The following is a 20,618-nucleotide window of genomic DNA, read 5'->3' as shown; positions in this document are numbered from 1 at the left end:
TTTTTAATATTATGCGGCGAGCTTTTCTTTCTTTCTTTTTATCTGGTTGATCAGCGAGTCTAAAGCGGTATCAAAAGACTCTTCAAAGGATTTACTGGTTGATTTAACAAAAAAATTGTGTCTCGGAACATGCACTCTTATTTCGGCAATTTTGTCTTTAATGGTGTGAACAACATTGTCTAGTTTCAGAAATACATTTACTTCAATGATGCGTTCGTGGAAGGTACCTAACTTCTGCAATTTTTTGTTAACATACTCCATCAACTTTGCATCTGCATCAAAACGTACTGATTGAATGTTTACGTTCATAATTTCACATTTAAAAATGAAACAATAAAAAAAGAACTTTAATAATGAGTATTTTAACCCTCAATCATTTGTAATGAAGTTACTAAACCATGCTTGAGAAAACAAATATTTAGACATGATTTTTTAATAAAAAAATGACAATTTTTTATTTGTAAAATTTCCTGTAATACTACTCGTATATGGCTGATTTTTGATTTATGATGTAGGTTTACGATTCAGGATTTTGAAGAAGTCTGAAAGCTTATTTTATATAAGGTCTAAGAAGTATGATCTGAGATTTTGGATTAGCTTATACTCCATGTCTAACTTCTCATATCTGATGCCTGATAGCTGCGTATTACGATGTTGATTAGCAATATGCAGTTGAAGAGTGCGACGCAAGGGACGATGATTAGTATTACTGCTGCTGGTTAACATAATGAAAAACTATGCATTGGCAACAATTACGCCTTAGGATGGGCTTTTTTATATACGTCTTTCAGCTTATCAATTGTGTTATGGGTATATACCTGTGTGGCAGCCAGGCTGCTGTGGCCCAATAGCTCTTTAACGGCATTTAACTCGGCCCCGTTGTTCAATAAATGAGTGGCAAAAGTATGCCGTAAAACGTGCGGGCTTTTCTTATCAAGGGTGCTTGCCTGGCCTATATAATGGGTCACTATCAGGTAAGCATATTTGGGATAGAGCTTTTTACCTTTTTCTGTTACCAGCACCGTTGCATCGTAGCGGGTAAACTCCTTACGTTTTAAACGGTAATATTCATCCAGCATGGTAATGATCTCTTTGGTAACCGGTATGATCCTCTCCTTATTCCCCTTGCCCAATACCTTTAACTGGCTGCGGGAATTATCTACCTGGCTTTCCTGCAGGTTGATCAGTTCACTTAAGCGCATGCCCGTAGCATAAAAAAGGGTTACCAGCAGTTTTGCATTCAATGTCTTCCAGCTTTCGGTAGCCGTATCCACATGCTGCAGCAACTGAGCAGCTTCCGTTTCTTTTAAAAAGGAGGGCAATTTTTTGGCTGTTTTGGGGGCTATTACTTTGGCCATCGGGCTTTGTTGGATATGCCCCTGCATCAGCAGGTATTTGAAGTAGGATTTTAAAGTGGATATTTTGCGGTTAATGGTACGGCTGTCCCAGTTAAGGCTTTGTTTTCCCTCAGCCAGCCAGCTACGGATAAAGCTGTGGGTAATACCTGCCGGCTTTATGGGGCCATATGTTTTGTCCAGGTAAGCAAAAAAGGTCTCCAGGTCCTTACTGTAAGCCAGTATGGTATGGGCCGAGTAGCGTTTCTCGAATTGCAGAAAATTAATAAAGGCCTGCACCTGGGTATCGGGGTCGGTATTTACCTGCATACATTAAAAATACGAATAAAAAAGCCGCAACTTCAGTTGCGGCTTTAGAAAAGTTTATCGTTATAAAACGCCTAAACTAATTAAGCGTCGATTTTTCCACTATGAATCTGCTGCTTATAAATCGCTTTTAAAACCTCACCACGACGTTTAACCGATGGTTTGGTAAAACTTTGACGCTCACGCAGTTGTAATAAAGTTTTAGATTTTTCAAACTTCTTTTTGTACTTTTTCAGCGCCTTGTCAATGTTTTCGCAATCTTTTGAATCAATAATTAGCATAGTCTATATACCTCCTTTGGTAGTTTTTAGGGTGCAAATATAGTAAAAAAAACAATTTCAGCCGCAAATACAAAAACTTTGGCAAAATTTATTTGAAATGCCACCTTTGTAACATGTTTACAGGAATTATAGAAACCACCGGCATAGTTGAAAAAATTACCACGAACGGCACTAATAAAACATTCCGGATCAGCAGCCCCCTGGCACAGGAATTAAAAATTGACCAGAGCCTTTGTCACGATGGCGTTTGCCTTACCGTAGAAGCTATTACCAACAACAGTTACCAGGTTACCGCTATTAAAGAAACCCTGTTAAAGACCAATCTCGATCAATGGCAAACCGGCCATATTGTTAACCTGGAAAGGTGTTTACAAATGAACGGCCGCCTGGACGGGCATTTTGTCCAGGGACATGTAGATGATACCGCTGTATGCACACAGGTAAAGACCCTGGATGGCAGCTGGGAATACACATTTACAATCAACCCGCAGTTCGCTTCCCTCATTATTGAAAAAGGTTCAGTTTGTATCAATGGTACCAGCCTTACCTGTTTTAATGTTGGCCCTGATCATTTTACCGTGGCCATTATTCCCTATACCTTTGAGCATACCAATATTCACCTGGTAAAAGAAAACAGTAAAGTAAATATTGAGTTTGATGTTATTGGAAAGTATTTTTTACGCAGGCAGGAAGTGGAGCAGTTTAAAGTTTAAAGTTTAAAGTTTAATGTTTTAAGTTTGATGTGGAGAACATCATTACTTAAACACTTACAATTAACCAATAACGATTAACGGATAACCTGATCAAGTTATGAACGTACAAATAGAAGCCAGCTGGAAACAGGCATTACAGGATGAATTTAAAAAAGCTTATTTCGCCAATATAGCCGACAGGCTTAAAATTGAAAAAGAACAACAAAAACTGATCTACCCTCCCGGCTCACAGATATTTAATGCGTTTAACCTTACACCGCTGGACAAGGTGAAAGTGGTGATCATTGGCCAGGACCCCTATCATGGCCCTAAACAGGCACATGGTCTCAGCTTTTCGGTACAGAAAGGCGTAGCTATTCCTCCTTCACTCATGAATATTTATAAGGAGCTGTCCGATGATATCGGTATGCCGATGCCTAAACACGGCGACCTTACTTCCTGGGCCGAACAGGGTGTTTTTTTATTGAATGCTTCCCTTACTGTGCGTGCCGGTGAGCCCATGAGCCATGCCAAGATCGGCTGGGCGGAGTTTACCAATGCGGTTATCAAAACCATATCGGAGCAAAAACAGCATGTCGTGTTTTTATTATGGGGCAAATTTGCACAGGAAAAACGTACCTTGATCGATGAGCGCAAACACCTTATCTTAAGATCGGTACACCCCTCACCACTCTCAGCTTATGGTGGCTTCTTTGGTTGTAAACATTTTTCAAAAGCCAACGAATACCTGGTGAGCAAAGGGCTTGATCCCATTAACTGGACAATTGCTTAACCTTATACAAAAGCACTGAAGCCGGTAATGGCCCTGCCTACTATCAGTGAATTTATTTCCTTGGTGCCTTCGTAAGAGTATATAGCTTCTGCATCGGCTACAAAGCGGGCAACATTATGGTCTAACAAAATACCATTACCGCCCATTACTTCCCTTGCTTTACTTACAATATCTCTTGTACGAAGGGAACAGAATACTTTTGCCAGCGAAGCATGTTCGTCCTTTAACAAACCACCGTCCTGTAATTCGGATAAACGGTATACCAGTGATTGCATGGCCGTTAAATTAGATAACATTTCCACTAAATGGTTTTGTATTAACTGGAACGAGGCTATGGGCTTCCCAAACTGTTTTCGTTTACGGGTATAATCCAGTGCATTTTCGTAAGCGCCACGGGCACAGCCCACGGCCATCCAGGCAACACCTGCACGGGTCATCTGCAATACCCGGGCCGTATCTTTAAAACTATTAGCGTGAGGTAACCTGTCCGACTCAGGTATGGCACAATTGGTCAGCGTGATCAGGCCGTTCTGCACAATCCGCAGGGCCATCTTGCCTTTTATCTTCTCTACCTCAAAGCCGGGGGTATCTTTCCGTACAATAAACCCTTTTACTTCACCATCGTCCACATCACGTGCCCATATAATGATCACATCGGCAAATGTGGCATTACCTATCCATTTCTTTTGTCCGTTCAAAACCCAGGTATCCCCTACCCGTTTTACCGTGGTGGTTAATCCGCCTGCCGCGCCTGATCCTACTTCGGGTTCTGTTAAGCCGAAAGCCCCGATCTTTTCCAAACGGTGCATGGCCGGCAGCCATTCCTGCTTCTGGGCTTCGGAGCCGCACATATAAATGGAACCCATGCTCAGGCCACTTTGCACACCGAAAAAGGTAGCGATAGATGAATCTACTCTTGCCATCTCCATGGCGATAATGCCTTCCATCAAAAAGCTTAACCCGGGGCATTCATAACCCTGGTAGGTTACACCACATAAGCCCAGTTCTGCAAACTTGGGAATGATCTCGTAGGGGAACTCATCATGTAACCAGAAATTATTGACAATAGGTTGTATCTCCCGTTCCATAAACTCACGTACCCGCAACTGTATAGCCCTGTCCTCGGGGCTGAGGCGCATATGCAGTTCATAAAAATCACCGTTTATCTCGGGCAATTCTTTTTTTGCCTTTCCGCCGCTGCTCATCATCTTCATCAGCCCCTTTAACTGGGCATCGTCCATACCGGCAAACTTATCCATCACTTCTTTCAGGTCAACCTTGGCAGAAAGCTTTGCCAGTTTATCCATATCCACCTGCTGGTATAACTTATATGCTTGTTTCAACTTAGAAAAAATTCCGGCCATAATCGTTATTATTTTATTTTTTGTTATCAGCTATATATCCCTGATTGAACTTTACTTACGACGCTCCGTTCAACTGCATACCGCTAATCATCATCTTGTTTTGCGTAGGTCGTTTTCATTAACTAATCAGCACATTATCTGATTAGTTAATTATCCTCCCGGTCAATATACCAAATAATACCAGTTATACCTAACTATTAAGTGGTTAATAAAACGGCATCATTTTTATATTAACTTAGGTAAATACAAATAAAATACCACTTTTATTATGCGTTTACGTACATACGAATCATTCTGGTTATTAAAAAACGGTTTATTATACACCTATCCCCTGTTGCAAAAAAATATTACCTCCGATTATATAGTAGTTGGCGGCGGTATAACCGGTGCATTGATCAGCGACGCATTAATTGAACATAATTATAAGGTCACACTTATTGATCGCCGCGATATTGGCCAGGGGAGCACTGCTGCAACCACCAGTATGCTGCAATATGAAATTGATAAAATGCTGATTGACCTCAGTGATATGATAGGTGAAGAGGCTGCCGCTCTCTGTTATAAAGCAGGCAGATCGGCTATTAAAGGCCTGGAAAAAATGGTGACTGAGAAAAATATTGATTGCGATTTTGACAAAAAAAAATCCCTGTACATAGCGCATAACAGGCGTGCCTCCGTAAAACTGCATAAAGAATTTTTATTAAGAAAAAAACACAGGCTTGGTGTACGCTGGTTAACAGCCGAGCAGGTATTAAAGCAGTATGGTGTACTCTCCTACGGGGGTATTTTATCCGATACGGCAGCAAGTGCCGATGCCTATAAACTGGCACACGAACTCATCTGGCAGAATACCGGTAAAGGGTTACAGGTTTTTGACCAGACCAGTATAAAAAAGATAACTGAACAAAAAAACGGCGCCACTATATACACTACAGACAATTATAAATTACAGGCAAAAAAAATAATTTTTTGTACCGGTTTTGAAAGCACTTACCTGTTAAAGGAAAAAATAGCACATCTCTTTAACACCTACGCCTGTATCAGCGAACCCGGGGCTAAAATCAATAAAAAGCTGAAAGATACTTTAGTATGGGATACCAACGACCCCTATATCTACATGCGTACAACCGGGGACGGCCGGTTATTAATAGGCGGCGAAGACAATGACCAGCTGAAACAATCCAATCAGCAGGAGGTAAAAGAAAAAAAATCGACAAAACTGGTAAAAAAAGTTACCAGGCTTGTACCTGGTATCAGTTTTATTGAAGACTTCAGCTGGGGTGGCGTGTTTGGCTCAACCAGGGACAGCCTGCCTTATGTAGGGGTGTCGCCTGAATATAAACATGGTTATTTTGTACTGGGCTTTGGAGGTAATGGTATTACTTTTTCCATGCAGGCCCGTAAAATACTGATAGATCACCTGCAGAACAAACCCAATGAGCTGGGACAATACTACAGGTTTGGCCGGTAATATTTTCAGGGCTGGTGCTGGTGACAATACCCGTTGGCTATACTGGTATTATGTTTACACCTGTTACCGGCCTTCGTAATACCCTTACATTGTACCGTACTCTTTGCTTCACCGGCCGGCTTTTTAGTGCCATAGCTTTTGGTGGCTGTAAGTACCGGCCGGCAAATTTTACAGGCTTCTAATCCCGATGCAGGAATATCTTTTGCATCAATTGCCTGTGATACATTTTTTACCGAGCGGCAATCTGCCGTATGGTATTTTTGTCCGTACGGCGTTTTATAAAAGGTTTGTGCATGCAGGCGGATGCTGCATAACAACATCACTATTACTACAATGATATGGCGTGCTTTCATTCCTGAAAAATAATCATCGTTGTGAATATTTGCAAGGGTATTCCGTAAAGCTTATGATTCTTCTTCAAAGTAAAGTTTGTAATACTTCCTGCCAACGGCATCATCATAACCCTGTTCAATCATATCCTTATTACCATGAATATAGATATGAAAATTTTTGTCCAGTTTGATGACCGATTTAAACACCCGGGCCTGTTTTTTTACCGCTGCCGACGAAATAGTAAATGAATCCTCGATAGGCATACCAAAATCCTGCTCATATTGTTGTTTATAACTTTTAAACATGCCGGCGGCTTCAGGTACACCAATTACATCCTGGGTAAATTCATCTACATTAAAAGATTCACTCTGTTTAAAGTATTGTATGGAACGGTTCAGCAGATCAGCTTTGTCAGCCTTGGTCATGCTGAAATGTTCCTCCAGTTGTTCATTCACAAAACTTTTGCATAAACTAAGCGTGGCCGTGGTTTTATTAAAATCATCGTTACGGCTACGCAGTTTTAAAAACTCATCCACCCAGTATACAGCACCTGTTTTATTGGTCTGGTCAATTACTGCTACCTTATACCCTTCCTCTTTCTCCGTGTTAAAAATTAAACAGCCCTTATCCAGTTTTTTAATATTAATAGCTTCTTCCTTATACCCTATTTCAAACTCAGGACCCGATTGTGACACCACCAGGAAAGGCTCTTTGGATTCTGATTTAAAAATACCTACCGCATCCAGTAATTCCCCCTCTATCTGCAACTGTTTAAAGTATACCACGTACATTTCACCGGATTTAATATTCGGATGACTGGTAATATCATACAATTGTTTGGCAACCTGCCGGGTATTGTCATGAAAATCAGCTTCGGCTTCAAACATCCTGGCGGCAAAATGATACATCTCATTCAAGCCTATTTCTTCCGTAGCGTGGGTAAAACGGTACACTTCATTCGTTTTTTCAAAAGGAGCCAAAAAGTATTGTTTCAATAAACCGTTCAATACCTCGTCCTCAATTTCCAGGGGTTGCTCCGATAAGGCCAGGCCCTCTCCCATTTGTTTATTGCCTACTTTATGTATGGATATATGTTGAATACTGGCTTCTGTAAAATAGATCATGCGAAATGCAAATTTTGAACGGCGAAATAAATGAAAAATAAAATAAGTCCTGCTGCTTTTATTAAGATGGTAAACTGGCTTTCAGCATACGCTGTTTGCCCTGCATATCCTGTAAAATAACCGTCTGGTAACCCAGCGCTGTATAAAAATCATTCACTTCAGTATGATACACATCATATAATTCCAGGTAAATACTGCCGTTACTGTTTAAATGTTCTTTGCCGAAATGTGCAATGGCTTTGTAAAAAACAATGGGGTCATCATCCGGCACAAATAAAGCAGTAGCCGGCTCGTACCGGAGTACATTGGCATCCATATCCCGGGCATGCAGTTGAGGTATATAGGGCGGATTACTTACAATGATATCAAATACCGGCAGTGATGCTGTTGAGCCGGTATCCAGGAAATCAATCACTGAAAAATCTACGTCAGCATGTAAGGCTGTAGCATTCCGGGTGGCTATCCCCAATGCGGCTGCACTGATATCGATACCGCGTACCTGGGCCTGTGGTAAGGTTTTTTTCAGGCTGATGGGTATGCAACCGCTGCCGGTTCCGATGTCCAGTATATGTAAAGGGCCGGACTGGCTATGGTTTTCAATGATCCAGTCCAACAGTTCCTCGGTCTCGGGCCTGGGTATTAATACATTTTTGTCAACATAAAACTTCAGCCCGTAAAACCAGGCTTCGTTCAATACATATTGCAGTGGTTCGTGTTGTAATAAACGGGCTACGGCAGCTTCCCATTGCTCCGCTTGTGCAACAGACAATTCCAGTTCCTGCCTCAGCTGCCGCTCTGTTTTGCGGGTATGGGTCATGGCTTCTGCCAGCCAATCAGTAATGGCCGCCGCCTCAGCTGCATCATAAATGCCCTGTAATTGTTGTTCTGTATCACTGATCGCCTCAAATACCGTCATACGGCAAACTTAATTCATTTACATTTGCGCCACGAATGCAGGTAGCAGAATATTATATGGAACGTTGTATACAGCTGGCCCGGCTGGGTGCCGGTATGGTAGCGCCTAACCCCATGGTAGGTGCTGTGCTGGTACATAATGACCGGATCATTGGTGAAGGATGGCACCGGCAATATGGCGGACCACATGCCGAGGTGAACTGTATTGCTTCGGTACAGGAGGAGGACAGGCACCTGATCAGCGCTTCTGTTATGTATGTTTCGCTGGAACCCTGTGCGCATTTCGGCAAAACACCACCCTGCGCCGACCTCATTATTCATCACCGGATACCTGAAGTGGTGGTGGGCTGCCGCGACCCCTTTGATGCGGTAAACGGCAAGGGTATTGAAAAGCTGCAACAGGCGGGTATTAAGGTAACTACAGGCGTATTGGAAACTGTCTGCTTACAACTGAATGAACGTTTTTTTACTTTTCATACCAAAAAACGTCCTTTTATTATTTTAAAATGGGCGCAGACAGCCGATGGTTTCATTGCCAGGGAAAATAAATCCGAAAGGTTATTGATCAGCAATAGCGAAACGAATACCCTGGTACATAAATGGCGGAGCGAGGAAGCGGGTATACTGGTAGGCACCCATACGGCATTATACGATAATCCGTCGCTGACCAACCGCTTATGGACCGGCCCTTCACCTGTAAGGCTGGTGCTGGACAGGGAGCTGAAATTGCCGGCCGGCTTGCATTTACTGGACGGGCAGCAGGCTACAGTTGTATTTAATGCACAAAAACAGGAACAGCAGGAAAACCTGTTGTACTATAAAATTTCTTTTGACGAAAAGATTGTTGAACAATTGCTTACAGCATTATACGAATTAAAAATAATAAGTGTAATAGTGGAGGGCGGCAGCCAGTTGTTACAATCCTTTATCGATGCCGGCATATGGGATGAAGCCCGGGTAATTACCAATACCACCCTATTCATTGGTAATGGACTGGCAGCTCCCCAATTACAGAATCAATCTTTAGTCAATACCATCCTGTCAGGGACCGATTCCATCAGTACCTGGCAATATACCAGTCCAAACATTACTGCATGAGTGATACGAAAATTATGAGTCAGGATTATTACAACACGATCGACAAACAGGGAATGGCTGAGTATAAGGACCGCAACAGCAAGTTCATTGCCTATGCATTACCCATTAAAACGGTAGATGAGTTTAAAGCTCAGCTGGCGCAAATAAAAAAGGAACATCCCAAAGCGGGACATCATTGTTTTGCTTACCGCCTGGGGTTAGACGGTAATAATTTCCGCGTGAGTGATGATGGCGAACCATCGGGGAGCGCCGGTAAACCGATATTGGGACAGATAGACAGCAAACAGGTAACCAATGTACTGATCGTTGTGGTGCGGTATTTTGGCGGTACCCTATTAGGCGTTCCGGGGCTGATCAATGCCTATAAAACCGCAGCCTCCTTTGCCTTGCAGGTAACCCCTTCCGTACAAAAGCCCGTGATGGAGAACTACCACCTGCAGTTCGATTATACCCAGATGAATTCCCTCATGACCATCATCAAACAATTTGACTGCACCATCTTAAAACAGGATATTCAATTATTCTGTACCATGGATATTGCCATCTCTAAAAACAGGTTGCAGGAAGTGTTATTCAGGCTGAAGGATATAAGGGAGATAGAGGTGAAAAAACTGTAGTCAATGGACAATTGACAGTTGACAATGGACAAATTACAAGAAACTATCAAGTGAATAAGTAGGAAGGGAAAGTTTTATTTTTGGATAAAGCTTACCTATGAAGGATAATATTGTACTGACTAAGAGTTATCTCTTTGCAGTGAGGGTGGTCAATCTTTATAAATACCTAACAGAACAAAAAAGGGAGTTTGTTCTTTCCAAACAATTATTGCGTAGCGGAACTGCTGTCGGTGCCTTACTGAAAGAAGCCGAACATGCTCAAAGCCGGGCCGATTTTTTGAATAAGATCAATATTGCACTTAAAGAAGCAAATGAAACGGAATATTGGCTAAAGTTGCTTACAGATACCCATTACCTGACGCAGGAAGAATACGAAAATATACAAGCTGATTGTCGTGAAGTTTGCAGGCTGCTGATCAGCATTGTAAAAACACTTAAAGCAATTGACAAGTGATAATGGACAATTGACAATTATTTAAAAACAATGGACAAATGAACAGCAGCAAAATTGTCAACTGTCATTTGTCCATTGTCAATTAAAATATATTATGGAAAAATGCCTAACTCAGCATAACTCGTAGCTACCTTATTAATAGCAACCACATAAGCGGCTGTACGCATATCAGGAATAGTGGGGTTGTTTTTCCACTCGTTCATGATCTCGTGGGTGGCCGTTACCATGGTTTCTTCCAGGCCGCTGTATACCAGGTCAACCTCATCGGCGCCATGCACAATATATTCCCTGTCCTTAGTGGTCATTTTTTTACCGCTTAAAGATTCCATCTGGTCAACGATATGCGAGTTCATGTTCTCGTTAAAACGTTTTTCCATACGGCCATAACGTACGTGGCTCAGGTTTTTTAACCATTCGAAATACGATACGGTTACACCACCGGCATTCAGGTACATATCTGGTACTACCAGTACACCTTTTTTAGCAAATACTTCATCCGCTTCAGGGGTCAAAGGACCATTTGCCGCTTCGCCAATGATCTTGGCTTTTACACGTGGTGCGTTCTCACCATTGATCACGTTTTCCAAAGCTGCAGGGATCAGGATATCGCAATCCAGTTCCAGCGCATCGGTGTTTTTCTCCAGGTTCCTGGCGCCAGGGAAGTTTAAGATAGAGCCGGTTGCTTTACGGTGGTTGAATACCGCATCAATATCCAGGCCTTCTTCGTTATGAATAGATCCTTCGTATTCGGCCAGGGCAGTGATCTTGGCACCTGCATTCTGGAAGAATTTAGCCGAGTGATAACCCACGTTACCCAGGCCTTGTATAATCACACGTTTACCTTCTACACCTACAGGTAAACCCAGTTTTTCCATTACATCGGGAATATTACATACTTCACGCAAACCAAAGAACACCCCTAAACCGGTGGCTTCCCTGCGGCCACGTACGCCACCCTGTGATACGGGTTTACCGGTAACGCAACCTGCGGCATCAATTTCACCGGGACGCATAGTAGTGTAGGTATCCAGTATCCAGGCCATTTCCCTTTCACCGGTTCCGTAATCAGGCGCCGGTACATCGGTACCCGGGCCAATAAAGTTTTTCTTGATCAGTTCAGAAGTGTAACGGCGGGTAATTTTTTCCAGTTCATAAGCGGAATAATTACGCGGGTTGATCTTGATACCACCTTTACCACCACCAAAAGGCACGTTTACAATGGCGCATTTAAAGGTCATCAGCGCAGCCAGGGCCATTACTTCATCCTGGTTTACCTCAGCGGCAAAACGGATACCACCTTTACAGGGTGCTTTGTGGTGAGAGTGTTGTACACGGTAAGCTTCAATTACTTCAATACTGCCGTCATCCTTTTTAACCGGGAAACGCATGCGGTAAACGGCATTACATGCTTTTATTTGTGCCAGTACCCCTAAATCCCATTTTGTAAACTTAGCGGCCTTGTCAAAGCTTTTTGCAACGTCGGCAAAAAAGCTGTACTGATTGTCAGACATAATTTAATGTTTAATTTATTTCATATATGCAAAGCAAAATTAATGGCAATACTAACAACTATTAGTCATTTAATTGTTAGCCTTTTAATAAATCTTAGGAATGTTTTTCCAACTTGCCAATTTTCCTGTCCAGGCGGACAAGGTAGATGATGATACCCGCTAAAATAGTCAGCATAACGGCCACCACCACATAAATACGGCCGCTGGAACGCATTAAAGTTTCCTGCGGAACGGTGTTTTGTGCGTTTATCATGGTTATACCAGATAACAATACTGCTAACAGGGCTATTAATTTCAATTTCATAACATATCTTTTTCCTTCAAAAATTGTATCCTGATCTTAATGGTGGTGATCCATACTGCCAGCAGGGTCCACCCTATTACAGCCGGGTAAAATACCCTTCTCAGCTTATTGTCCACTTCTTTAAAATCCAGCACGGGGTGAAGGCTTTCCACCATACTGGGAATAATTTTTATGGCAGGATATAAGAGTGCGAAAGCAAAAATATTATACACGGCAGATACACGGGCACGACGATCAATATCCGGAATGGACTGGCGCAATACCAGGTAAGCGCTGTACACCAGTAAGGCAATGGCAGCGCCGATCAGTTTGGGTTCGCGGGAAAAAGTGCTGAACGAATCCATCAGCGAAGCGTTAGGGTCGGCCCAGGTATAACTCATCCAGATGGCGCCGGTTGCATAACCCAGCAGGCCGATAAAAATACCCGTAGTGGCAAATTGCTTGGAAATGATATCGTACCGGAGGTTCTTTTTGTTCAGGTACATAATGGCATAAACAACCGAGATGGTGAACAGTATCATCATGGCAAACCATAAAGCCACGTGAAAATACATGTTCCTGATTGTTTCTTCCAGTTCGGGCAGACGGGGAATATCCATTAACAAACCGCCGGCAATAGTATAAACCAATAATACAACCGCTGTAATTTTCCACCACGATTTATACATAAAACCTGTCTTCGGGTTACTCATGCTTATTCTGAATTTAATACCACTTTTTATCAGCATCTGCTCCTTTTTCCGGGGGTGGATAAAGGGGGAAATTCCCGATAATTGGATAATAAATGCAAAAGTAAGGGGGATTTTGGTACTAAAAGCTAAAAGCTCAGCAAAAAGCGAAAAGCCGGGTATCTGGCAAGAATTATGAATGATAAATTATGAATAAAGCGTTACAATAATGGTTTCCCGGATTCCAGGACTCAACATTCAAACATTCATCATTCATCATTTCTTTTCCTCTTCCGCATCATCCATCATTTTCTGGATCGCATCTTTACGTTTATAAATACGCCAGGCCTGTATAAGCGCCGTAATGGCAAAAATGCTCCCGATAATATAGTTTAAAATGTGCTGGTTATTATTGATCTTATCGGCTATGAGCATGCCTCCGAATATAAATACACAGTTACCAATGAAAGTACCAATGCCAATGCCAATGATATAGGAGTTGTAATGACTGTTTTGCGGCAACAGCACTTTTTTAGTGAACAACACCGTGCTCCAGCCAAACCAGAACGGGATCTGTACCGGGTTAATGGCACACATCATAGCCCCGAATAAAAAAGGATGCATATTGGGCAGGCCGCTCCTGTCCTCCCCGCCCACTGTGGGGTGCATGGCCGCATAAAAACTGGCAATGGCCAGTGCCAGTACAATGGCCAGGGTCACCCACTCCAGGGCCTTTAAGATCTTTTCCTGTTTACGTACCCAGTCCATAGCTACCAGCGAAATACGTACATACACTATCTCAACCAATAAAGAGCCAAAGGAGAATAACATGGCTGCCATAATACCCTGGTAAACCGATATTTTCATGGCCAGTATATTCAGGGTACCCAATGGCAAGGATCCCACAAAGCTCACCAGCATGCCTACGAAAAATATCCTGATCAGTTTATTCATTACTCCTTTCTTCGTTAAAAGTTAATAGTTCATGGTTAATAGTAATCTTACATCTGCACATCACCAAATTATCAAATTAGCTAATTATTAATCATACTGTTCCAGCACTTTAAAATGCCTGCGGGCTTCTTTTAAAAAGTTCTTGCCTTTTTTATACGACCAGTATGGCGTACCATGATCGTTATTATACCTGCTTATTTTATACAGGGCTTTCCAGTGCTGTAAAATAGTGCCATAGGCTTTCCAGATGCTCATGCCGCAATCGTAAATATGGTTAGGCTCGGCGCCGCAGCCGTTAAATTCAATGATCTGGAAGTTCTTACCATCTTTCAGTTCCTCTATGGAGCCTGTCTTGATATCATAGCGGCCATAATAAAAAGTGGTATGATGACTCAATGCATCAAACACTTCATGCATGCGGGCATTGATCTCGTTGTGCAGGTTGGTGAACTGGGCCCCGCGGTTATGGTTGCCGGCATAGGACAAGTAAAATACCTCTCCCTTCGGGATCACCCTGTCAAAACGGTGACCATGGCGGTGCTGCATTTCCTCCATCCTGAACCTGGCCCGGCTATGGTTTGTTACCAGTTCCTGTAAAGTGGAATGGCCGTCACCGGTCACATGTAATAATTCCTTGTGAATAAAACCGCTTACCGTTCCTTTTTGTTCCCAGGGATAACGGTAGTAAAATACACTCACTTCCACCGGCAGTTCAATAAGGTCCTGCACAATATACTCCACCGGTATACGCTCATGGTATTTGGCCAGTTGTTCTTCGCTGTCAATTTTGCGGAACAGGATACCCTTCATGCCTACATCGGGTTTTACAATAAAGGGATAAGTAAAGCCGGCCGCTTTTATTTTTTCCAGTACTTGCGTAAAGGATAAAGTGTTCAATATATAAATAGTGCGGGGAACAAGGCTTTGGGGTAACTGGTCGTACATTTCTTTTTTGCCCTCGCCTTCAAAGCCGCCAAAGGTAATAGTGGGGTTAGAGGGAGTAAAGAACCATAAGGACCGGCTGCGCAGGCAATACCATAGCCATACCGGCGCAATGGGTGCATACAACACATAAAAATTCCACAGTTCCCAGTTAAACAGTCGTTGAAAAAACTTTTTTATTGCCATGCTGCTGTTGTAAAATAAAAATATAAACGCCTAACGTTTATAACCAGGTACGGTAACCGGTAAGATGCCCAGCGATATGCAGTTGAACGGAGCGTCGCAAGGAACGATGCCACGGGGATCTGCAGCTGGTATCCTACACTTTATACCATTACACAAGCAACAAAAATAAAGGAAAGGCTATGCACTTGTGCAGGAATAAATCATTTTAGTTTAGTTTTGAGCAAATTTCTTTTATGCAGGTACCTATAATGGCAGAAAAATTTGCGGCAGGCGAAAATCCGGATGTACTTTTTTGGGTGGGATGTGCAGGAAGTTTTGACCAGCGGGCCCAAAAGATCACCAAAGCTTTTGTGACTATTTTAAATAAGGTAGGTGTAAATTATGCCATTTTAGGAAAGGAAGAAATGTGCACCGGCGATCCTGTACGCCGTGCCGGTAACGAGTTCATGTTCCAGATGATGGCCTACCAGAACATACAGGTATTAAACAACTACGGGGTAAAGAAAATTGTGACCACCTGCCCCCATTGCTTCAACACATTTAAGAACGAATATCCCGAGCTGGGCGGTACTTACGAAGTTATTCATCATGCTACTTTTTTACAGCAGTTAATTGATAACGGCAAGGTTCAGCTGAAAGACGGTGGTGCGTTTAAAGGTAAAAAGATCACCTTCCACGATAGCTGTTATTTAGGCCGTGCCAATGATATTTATGAAGCGCCGCGTAAAGTGCTGGAAGCCCTGGATGCCGAGCTGGTAGAAATGAAACGCTGCCGCAGCAAGGGTTTATGTTGTGGCGCCGGCGGGGCACAAATGTTCAAGGAAGAAGAAAAAGGCGATGTGCGGGTGAATATTGACCGCAGCCGCGAAGCCATCGGTACCCAGGCTGCCGTTATTGCATCGGCCTGTCCGTTCTGCAATACCATGATGACCGATGGGGTTAAACTTGCCGAAAAAGAAGACTCGGTTAAAGTGCTGGACATTGCCGAACTGATAGCAGAAAGCCTGAACTAGGTCCAGGCTTTTATTCAACAATCTTTTACTTTTTAATTTACCGCTACCGAATCGGCCACAGGCGTTTCAGCTTTGGGCCTGGGTTTGGGATGACCGCCTCCGTCCTCAAACTTTTTACAGGTTTTGGGTAAGCGTTTATAGGCATCCTCATTTTTGGTCACATTATCCGCATCATAACCGGCATTGGCTATGGCAGTTTTAATGGTCTCAATATTTACCCGGTCGGTTAAATATTTTACCTGGGTAATGCCACGTTTGTAATACACTTTTACAGCTAATACGCCATCATACCTTTTCAGCATACTGGTAATACGGGTTTCGCAGGCGGCACAGGCCACATCGGGGGTACTGATATTAGCTGTCAGCTGCGCCTTGGTCTGGGCCCCGGCGGTAAAGCAGATGCCGATAACGGCCATAAGGGTAAATAATAAATTACGCATAATGAGGGTAAGATAATCATTAAAAATTATTCTGCCTTCCAGGCTGCCGGGTTTTCACGCCATTTTAGCAATTCGGCTTCATCACCTGCCGATACAATATTACGCTCCAGCGCCAGGCTGATTAATGTAGGGTAATCGGTCAGGCTGTGGTAAGGCACACCGGCTTTTTCAAAAGCCTCAGCCGCCTGCGGAAACTGGTAGGTAAATATAGATACCATGCCCACTACTTCCACACCGGCATTCTTTAAAACATCCACCACCTGCAGGCTGCTCTTGCCGGTAGATATCAGGTCTTCCACCACGATCACCTTTTGACCGGGCTGCAGGGATCCCTCTATCTGGTTGCCCAGTCCGTGCTCCTTTGGTTTGGGACGTACATATACATAAGGCAATTTCAACTGGTCGGCAGCCATAGCGCCCCAGGCAATGCCGGCTGTGGCCACACCTGCCAGTACATCGGCTTCGGGGAATTTTTCAAAGATCACGTTGCACAGTTCCGATTTTACATAATCCCTTACATAAGGAAAGGATAATACTTTACGGTTATCGCAATAAATGGGACTTTTCCAGCCGCTGGCCCAGGTAAAGGGCGCATTGGGACTTAACTTAACGGCCTGTACATCTAATAATTTACCGGCTACTATGGTTGCATCATTCATGGCGCAAAGGTAAGGGCTAATACAATTAATTTTTTAGCAAACTGTAGCTATCGTTACATAATGATATAGTGTTTTTGGGGCTGTCGGCTGCAGGTACTTTATTCAGCAGTAGTTCCCCGCCCGGCTGCAATCTGCCGGCTATAAGGCCGCCAGTATTTCCGCCTAAGCGGGGCAGCCTTTGGGCTTTGGTGCAAACAGCAACTGTTTTGGTTTTATTGAATGGAGAATAGGCTGTGATAGGATTATTACTTGACAAGAACCAATAATTTTTATATGCGACCCCCTGAGGTCGATGTACCTTGTGGCGGATCAGGGCTATTAACCTGTTATTCCTACGGGATAATTATACGAATGGATTATTTTCTATTATAGCGTTACCAGTGGGCCACAGCGTTAAAAAGCAAAAACCTCTGTGAAACGCCGTGACCAACTCCTTTAACGATGTGGTTTATTAAGGGTGTTTATTTATTACCACTGAGTTTCACGGAGGGACTACACAGAGGTTCACAGGGTAATAAAACAAAACATTGTGATCACTTCTTTTGCCACAGCTATTTATAAAGGGCACCTGATGCCAGCGGCACCACCTATTTATAACAAGAGAACCAAAACAACTTTTCGACCCCGGAGTGGGTCGCATATTTTTACCCCAATACAGGTTTGCTTAATGTAGAACAGAATGCGATAACTAAAACCTCGATTAACAAAAGCTCTGTGTAACTCTGTGACCAACTCCTTTACCTCTGTGGTTTATTAAGGGGGATTTATTACCACTGAGTTACACGGAGGTTTTACACAGAGGTTCACAGGGTAATAAATTACCACGCTGTAATCAACTCTTTTGCCACAGTTATTTATAAAGGGCACCTGATGCCAGCGGCATCACATATTTATAACAAGAGAACTAAAACAACTTTTCGACCCCGGAGTGGGCCGCATGTTTTTACCCCAATACAGGTTTGCGCTAATGCAGAACAGAATGCGATACCAAAACCTCGATTAACAAAAGCTCTGTGTAACTCCGTGATCAACTCCTTTACCTCTGTGGTTTATGAAGGGTGTTTATTTATTACCACTGAGTTACACGGAGGGTTTACACAGAGGTTCATAGGGGATTAAATTACAACGCTGCGATCAACTCTTTTGCCACTGCTATTAGTAAAATACAACTGATGCCGCTGGCATCACATATTCATAACCGGAGAAGAGAAACGATCTTTCGACCCCGGCGGGGTCGCATATTTTTACCACCTTACTGTGCTGTGCCACGGCAAAATAGCATGCGATGATCAAAACACAGACTAACAACCACTCCAACTAACGCTATAACCTACTCCTTTAATTCTCTACTTATGTCTGCAAAAAGCTGCATCATCATCATTTCTAAACCCTGTTTTAAAAATTATCAACACCCTAAACCATCCGAAATTGGAAAAAACAATTGGTTGATATTAATTTACCAATTTATTATACATTATATAAATTAATAATGTTAATAATATTGGCAAAATAGATACAATTTTGCTATTAAAATTTAAATAATTCTATAAACTAACACATGTTATTTGATTTTTAATATAGTTTTAATATGTTATCAAAATATTATTTATTTATTTAAACTATTTATTGAACTATGGCAAAACTAACTGCTAAACAAGTGGCGCCTTTCCTGGTTTTAACGGCAGTGGCCATTTTTGCACTGTTCGTTACACCGGGTAGTGCTTTCGACCCTTCTACTGTAACCAACGCCGATGGTACCCCGGTTTATACCTACGACAGCGGCGATATTGCCTGGATGCTTGCTTCATGTGCCTTTGTATTTTTAATGACCCCTGCCCTGGCCTTTTTTTACGGCGGTATGGTGGGTCGTAAGAACGTTCTTTCTACCATGATCAAGAGCACGGTATCCGCCGGTATTATCAGTGTACTGTGGATAGTGGTTTTGTTTAGTCTTTGTTTTGGTGAGTCAATAGGTGGTTTTATTGGTAATCCTTCCACCTTCTTCTTCTTTAAAGATGTAATGAACGGTGCCCCCTGGAGTGCGGCATCAACTGTGCCGCTGCCTTTGTTTGCTTTCTTCCAGTTAATGTTCGCTATCATTACTCCCGGCCTGGTAGTAGGTGCGGTGGCCGAGCGTATCCGTTTCAGCTCTTACACTTTATTCATTGTATTATTTGGCGTACTGGTATATGCTCCATTAGCGCATATGGCCTGGCACCCGGAAGGACTGATGTTTAAATGGGGCGTTCAGGATTTTGCCGGCGGTACTGTTGTGCATATTTCTGCAGGTATGGCCGCTTTGGCCGGTGCCATTGTTTTAAAAGCACGCAAAAGCACGGTTACTGCTCCCGCCAATATCCCTTATGTATTAATTGGTACCGGCTTACTTTGGTTTGGCTGGTTCGGCTTTAATGCCGGTAGTGCAGTAGGTGCCACACCGCTGGCCGTATATGCATTTGCCACTACCAATACAGCTGCCGGTGCGGCAGGCCTGGCCTGGATGTTCTTTGATGTGATCAGGGGTAAAAAACCTTCTGTACTGGGTTTCTGTATCGGTGCAGTAGTTGGCCTGGTAGCCATTACACCGGCTGCCGGTTTTGTAGGTGTACCACAGGCCATCTTTATTGGCTTTGCAGCTGCTATCATTTCCAACTATGTTGCTGAGTTCTTAAAACATAAAACCAAGCTGGACGATCCCCTGGATGTATTTGCCTGTCACGGCTTGGGCGGTATTACCGGTATGTTGTTAACCGGTGTGTTCAGCATGGTTACACCAGGTGAAACAGCACTGTTCAAAACCCAGTTCCCTATCCAGCTGGTAGGTATGCTGGTGGCCGTAGCTTATAGTTTCACTGTATCGTTCATCTTATTTAAAATCATCAACTTCATATTACCTATGCGTGTTAGCAGCGAGGAAGAAGCTGCCGGACTGGATGCATCACAGCATAACGAAAAATATGTACAGGGTACTTTACTGGTAAACGGCACTATTCCACCGGAATTGTTACAGAAAGAAGCCGAAGTACTGGAAGAAGTATAGTACTTACCTATCCATCATTATTGCGGAAATATTCGCGGGCCCGGCAAAGTGTAATACATACCCCCGTAGTTGTTACGCTTTGCCTGCCGGCCCGAACG

At 43.0% G+C, this 20,618-nt stretch carries 22 protein-coding genes; 8 read left to right on the top strand and 14 right to left on the bottom strand.

Annotated elements, in window-relative coordinates:
- Nucleotides 1-9: 9 nt before the first annotated feature.
- The 3 genes from ACFS6H_RS15600 to rpsU all read right to left on the bottom strand — a co-directional run bounded on the left by ACFS6H_RS15600 (nucleotide 10) and on the right by rpsU (nucleotide 1,942).
- Entirely contained in the window at nucleotides 10-309 is a 300-nt protein-coding gene (locus ACFS6H_RS15600; protein WP_386100895.1) for an HPF/RaiA family ribosome-associated protein, read from the bottom strand.
- 443 nt (nucleotides 310-752) lie between these two features.
- Nucleotides 753-1,664 carry a tyrosine-type recombinase/integrase gene (locus tag ACFS6H_RS15595; protein WP_386100892.1) on the bottom strand — a complete coding sequence of 304 codons (912 nt, stop codon included), beginning with the start codon at nucleotides 1,662-1,664 and terminating at the stop codon, nucleotides 753-755.
- Nucleotides 1,665-1,744: 80 nt separating this feature from the next.
- The gene (rpsU, locus tag ACFS6H_RS15590; RefSeq protein WP_386100889.1) at nucleotides 1,745-1,942 is read right to left on the bottom strand and encodes a 30S ribosomal protein S21; all 198 of its coding nucleotides are present in this window, start codon (nucleotides 1,940-1,942) and stop codon (nucleotides 1,745-1,747) included.
- Nucleotides 1,943-2,055: 113 nt separating this feature from the next.
- On the opposite strand from rpsU, the gene ACFS6H_RS15585 reads away from it, so the two are divergent.
- Both ACFS6H_RS15585 and ung read left to right on the top strand, forming a co-directional pair.
- On the top strand, nucleotides 2,056-2,655 hold the full coding sequence (locus ACFS6H_RS15585; RefSeq protein WP_386100887.1) for a riboflavin synthase: 600 nt from the start codon (nucleotides 2,056-2,058) through the stop codon (nucleotides 2,653-2,655).
- A gap of 97 nt (nucleotides 2,656-2,752) precedes the next feature.
- Nucleotides 2,753-3,427 (top strand): uracil-DNA glycosylase, encoded by a 675-nt coding sequence (gene ung, locus ACFS6H_RS15580; RefSeq protein ID WP_386100884.1) that lies wholly within the window; start codon nucleotides 2,753-2,755, stop codon nucleotides 3,425-3,427.
- A 2-nt stretch (nucleotides 3,428-3,429) separates the two neighbouring features.
- Here the strand turns inward: ung and ACFS6H_RS15575 are convergent, their stop codons facing one another.
- On the bottom strand, nucleotides 3,430-4,791 hold the full coding sequence (locus tag ACFS6H_RS15575) for an acyl-CoA dehydrogenase family protein (RefSeq protein WP_386100881.1): 1,362 nt from the start codon (nucleotides 4,789-4,791) through the stop codon (nucleotides 3,430-3,432).
- A 268-nt stretch (nucleotides 4,792-5,059) separates the two neighbouring features.
- On the opposite strand from ACFS6H_RS15575, the gene ACFS6H_RS15570 reads away from it, so the two are divergent.
- A complete protein-coding gene (locus tag ACFS6H_RS15570) occupies nucleotides 5,060-6,262 on the top strand; it encodes an NAD(P)/FAD-dependent oxidoreductase (protein WP_386100878.1) in 1,203 nt (400 codons plus the stop codon).
- A 5-nt stretch (nucleotides 6,263-6,267) separates the two neighbouring features.
- Here the strand turns inward: ACFS6H_RS15570 and ACFS6H_RS15565 are convergent, their stop codons facing one another.
- The 3 genes from ACFS6H_RS15565 to prmC all read right to left on the bottom strand — a co-directional run bounded on the left by ACFS6H_RS15565 (nucleotide 6,268) and on the right by prmC (nucleotide 8,635).
- Nucleotides 6,268-6,615, bottom strand: coding sequence for a DUF5763 domain-containing protein (locus ACFS6H_RS15565; protein ID WP_386100875.1), 348 nt, complete (start codon nucleotides 6,613-6,615; stop codon nucleotides 6,268-6,270).
- Between the two features lie 51 nt (nucleotides 6,616-6,666).
- Nucleotides 6,667-7,719 carry a nucleoid-associated protein gene (locus ACFS6H_RS15560; RefSeq protein WP_386100872.1) on the bottom strand — a complete coding sequence of 351 codons (1,053 nt, stop codon included), beginning with the start codon at nucleotides 7,717-7,719 and terminating at the stop codon, nucleotides 6,667-6,669.
- 61 nt (nucleotides 7,720-7,780) lie between these two features.
- The gene (gene prmC, locus ACFS6H_RS15555; RefSeq protein WP_386100869.1) at nucleotides 7,781-8,635 is read right to left on the bottom strand and encodes a peptide chain release factor N(5)-glutamine methyltransferase; all 855 of its coding nucleotides are present in this window, start codon (nucleotides 8,633-8,635) and stop codon (nucleotides 7,781-7,783) included.
- A 35-nt stretch (nucleotides 8,636-8,670) separates the two neighbouring features.
- Here prmC and ribD point away from each other — a divergent pair, with 35 nt between their 5' ends.
- The 3 genes from ribD (at nucleotide 8,671) to ACFS6H_RS15540 (ending at nucleotide 10,803) form a co-directional block, all read left to right on the top strand.
- Nucleotides 8,671-9,732 carry a bifunctional diaminohydroxyphosphoribosylaminopyrimidine deaminase/5-amino-6-(5-phosphoribosylamino)uracil reductase RibD gene (ribD, locus tag ACFS6H_RS15550; protein WP_386100866.1) on the top strand — a complete coding sequence of 354 codons (1,062 nt, stop codon included), beginning with the start codon at nucleotides 8,671-8,673 and terminating at the stop codon, nucleotides 9,730-9,732.
- Nucleotides 9,729-10,349, top strand: coding sequence for a YigZ family protein (locus tag ACFS6H_RS15545; protein ID WP_386100863.1), 621 nt, complete (start codon nucleotides 9,729-9,731; stop codon nucleotides 10,347-10,349). The genes ribD and ACFS6H_RS15545 overlap by 4 nt, the downstream gene beginning before the upstream one ends.
- Before the next feature lie 97 nt (nucleotides 10,350-10,446).
- On the top strand, nucleotides 10,447-10,803 hold the full coding sequence (locus tag ACFS6H_RS15540) for a four helix bundle protein (protein ID WP_386100860.1): 357 nt from the start codon (nucleotides 10,447-10,449) through the stop codon (nucleotides 10,801-10,803).
- A 92-nt stretch (nucleotides 10,804-10,895) separates the two neighbouring features.
- On the opposite strand, the gene ACFS6H_RS15535 is transcribed toward ACFS6H_RS15540, so the two are convergent.
- The 5 genes from ACFS6H_RS15535 to ACFS6H_RS15515 all read right to left on the bottom strand — a co-directional run bounded on the left by ACFS6H_RS15535 (nucleotide 10,896) and on the right by ACFS6H_RS15515 (nucleotide 15,368).
- Nucleotides 10,896-12,314: a Glu/Leu/Phe/Val family dehydrogenase gene (locus tag ACFS6H_RS15535; RefSeq protein WP_386100857.1), complete on the bottom strand. Its 1,419-nt coding sequence runs from the start codon at nucleotides 12,312-12,314 to the stop codon at nucleotides 10,896-10,898.
- A 94-nt stretch (nucleotides 12,315-12,408) separates the two neighbouring features.
- Complete coding sequence (locus ACFS6H_RS15530) at nucleotides 12,409-12,618, bottom strand: CcmD family protein (protein WP_386100854.1); 210 nt, start codon at nucleotides 12,616-12,618, stop codon at nucleotides 12,409-12,411.
- On the bottom strand, nucleotides 12,615-13,310 hold the full coding sequence (gene ccsA, locus ACFS6H_RS15525; RefSeq protein ID WP_386100851.1) for a cytochrome c biogenesis protein CcsA: 696 nt from the start codon (nucleotides 13,308-13,310) through the stop codon (nucleotides 12,615-12,617). Before ccsA ends, ACFS6H_RS15530 begins: the two co-directional genes overlap by 4 nt.
- Nucleotides 13,311-13,562: 252 nt before the next feature.
- Complete coding sequence (locus ACFS6H_RS15520) at nucleotides 13,563-14,240, bottom strand: LysE family transporter (RefSeq protein ID WP_386100848.1); 678 nt, start codon at nucleotides 14,238-14,240, stop codon at nucleotides 13,563-13,565.
- A gap of 87 nt (nucleotides 14,241-14,327) precedes the next feature.
- Entirely contained in the window at nucleotides 14,328-15,368 is a 1,041-nt protein-coding gene (locus ACFS6H_RS15515) for a hypothetical protein (RefSeq protein ID WP_386100845.1), read from the bottom strand.
- A gap of 233 nt (nucleotides 15,369-15,601) precedes the next feature.
- On the opposite strand from ACFS6H_RS15515, the gene ACFS6H_RS15510 reads away from it, so the two are divergent.
- Complete coding sequence (locus ACFS6H_RS15510) at nucleotides 15,602-16,381, top strand: (Fe-S)-binding protein (protein ID WP_386100842.1); 780 nt, start codon at nucleotides 15,602-15,604, stop codon at nucleotides 16,379-16,381.
- Nucleotides 16,382-16,413: 32 nt separating this feature from the next.
- On the opposite strand, the gene ACFS6H_RS15505 is transcribed toward ACFS6H_RS15510, so the two are convergent.
- Together ACFS6H_RS15505 and pyrE are read right to left on the bottom strand one after the other, a co-directional pair.
- Nucleotides 16,414-16,821, bottom strand: coding sequence for a heavy-metal-associated domain-containing protein (locus ACFS6H_RS15505; protein ID WP_386100839.1), 408 nt, complete (start codon nucleotides 16,819-16,821; stop codon nucleotides 16,414-16,416).
- A gap of 26 nt (nucleotides 16,822-16,847) precedes the next feature.
- Nucleotides 16,848-17,480 (bottom strand): orotate phosphoribosyltransferase, encoded by a 633-nt coding sequence (gene pyrE / locus ACFS6H_RS15500; RefSeq protein WP_386100836.1) that lies wholly within the window; start codon nucleotides 17,478-17,480, stop codon nucleotides 16,848-16,850.
- Nucleotides 17,481-19,113: 1,633 nt separating this feature from the next.
- Between pyrE and ACFS6H_RS15495 the strand changes: the two genes are divergently transcribed.
- On the top strand, nucleotides 19,114-20,520 hold the full coding sequence (locus tag ACFS6H_RS15495; protein WP_386100833.1) for an ammonium transporter: 1,407 nt from the start codon (nucleotides 19,114-19,116) through the stop codon (nucleotides 20,518-20,520).
- Nucleotides 20,521-20,618 lie beyond the last annotated feature (98 nt).

The sequence above is a fragment of the Terrimonas rubra genome (assembly GCF_042686025.1).
GTDB lineage: Bacteria > Bacteroidota > Bacteroidia > Chitinophagales > Chitinophagaceae > Terrimonas > Terrimonas rubra.
Note: the sequence above shows the minus strand (reverse complement) of the source record. Positions and strands in the feature narration are given on the sequence as shown.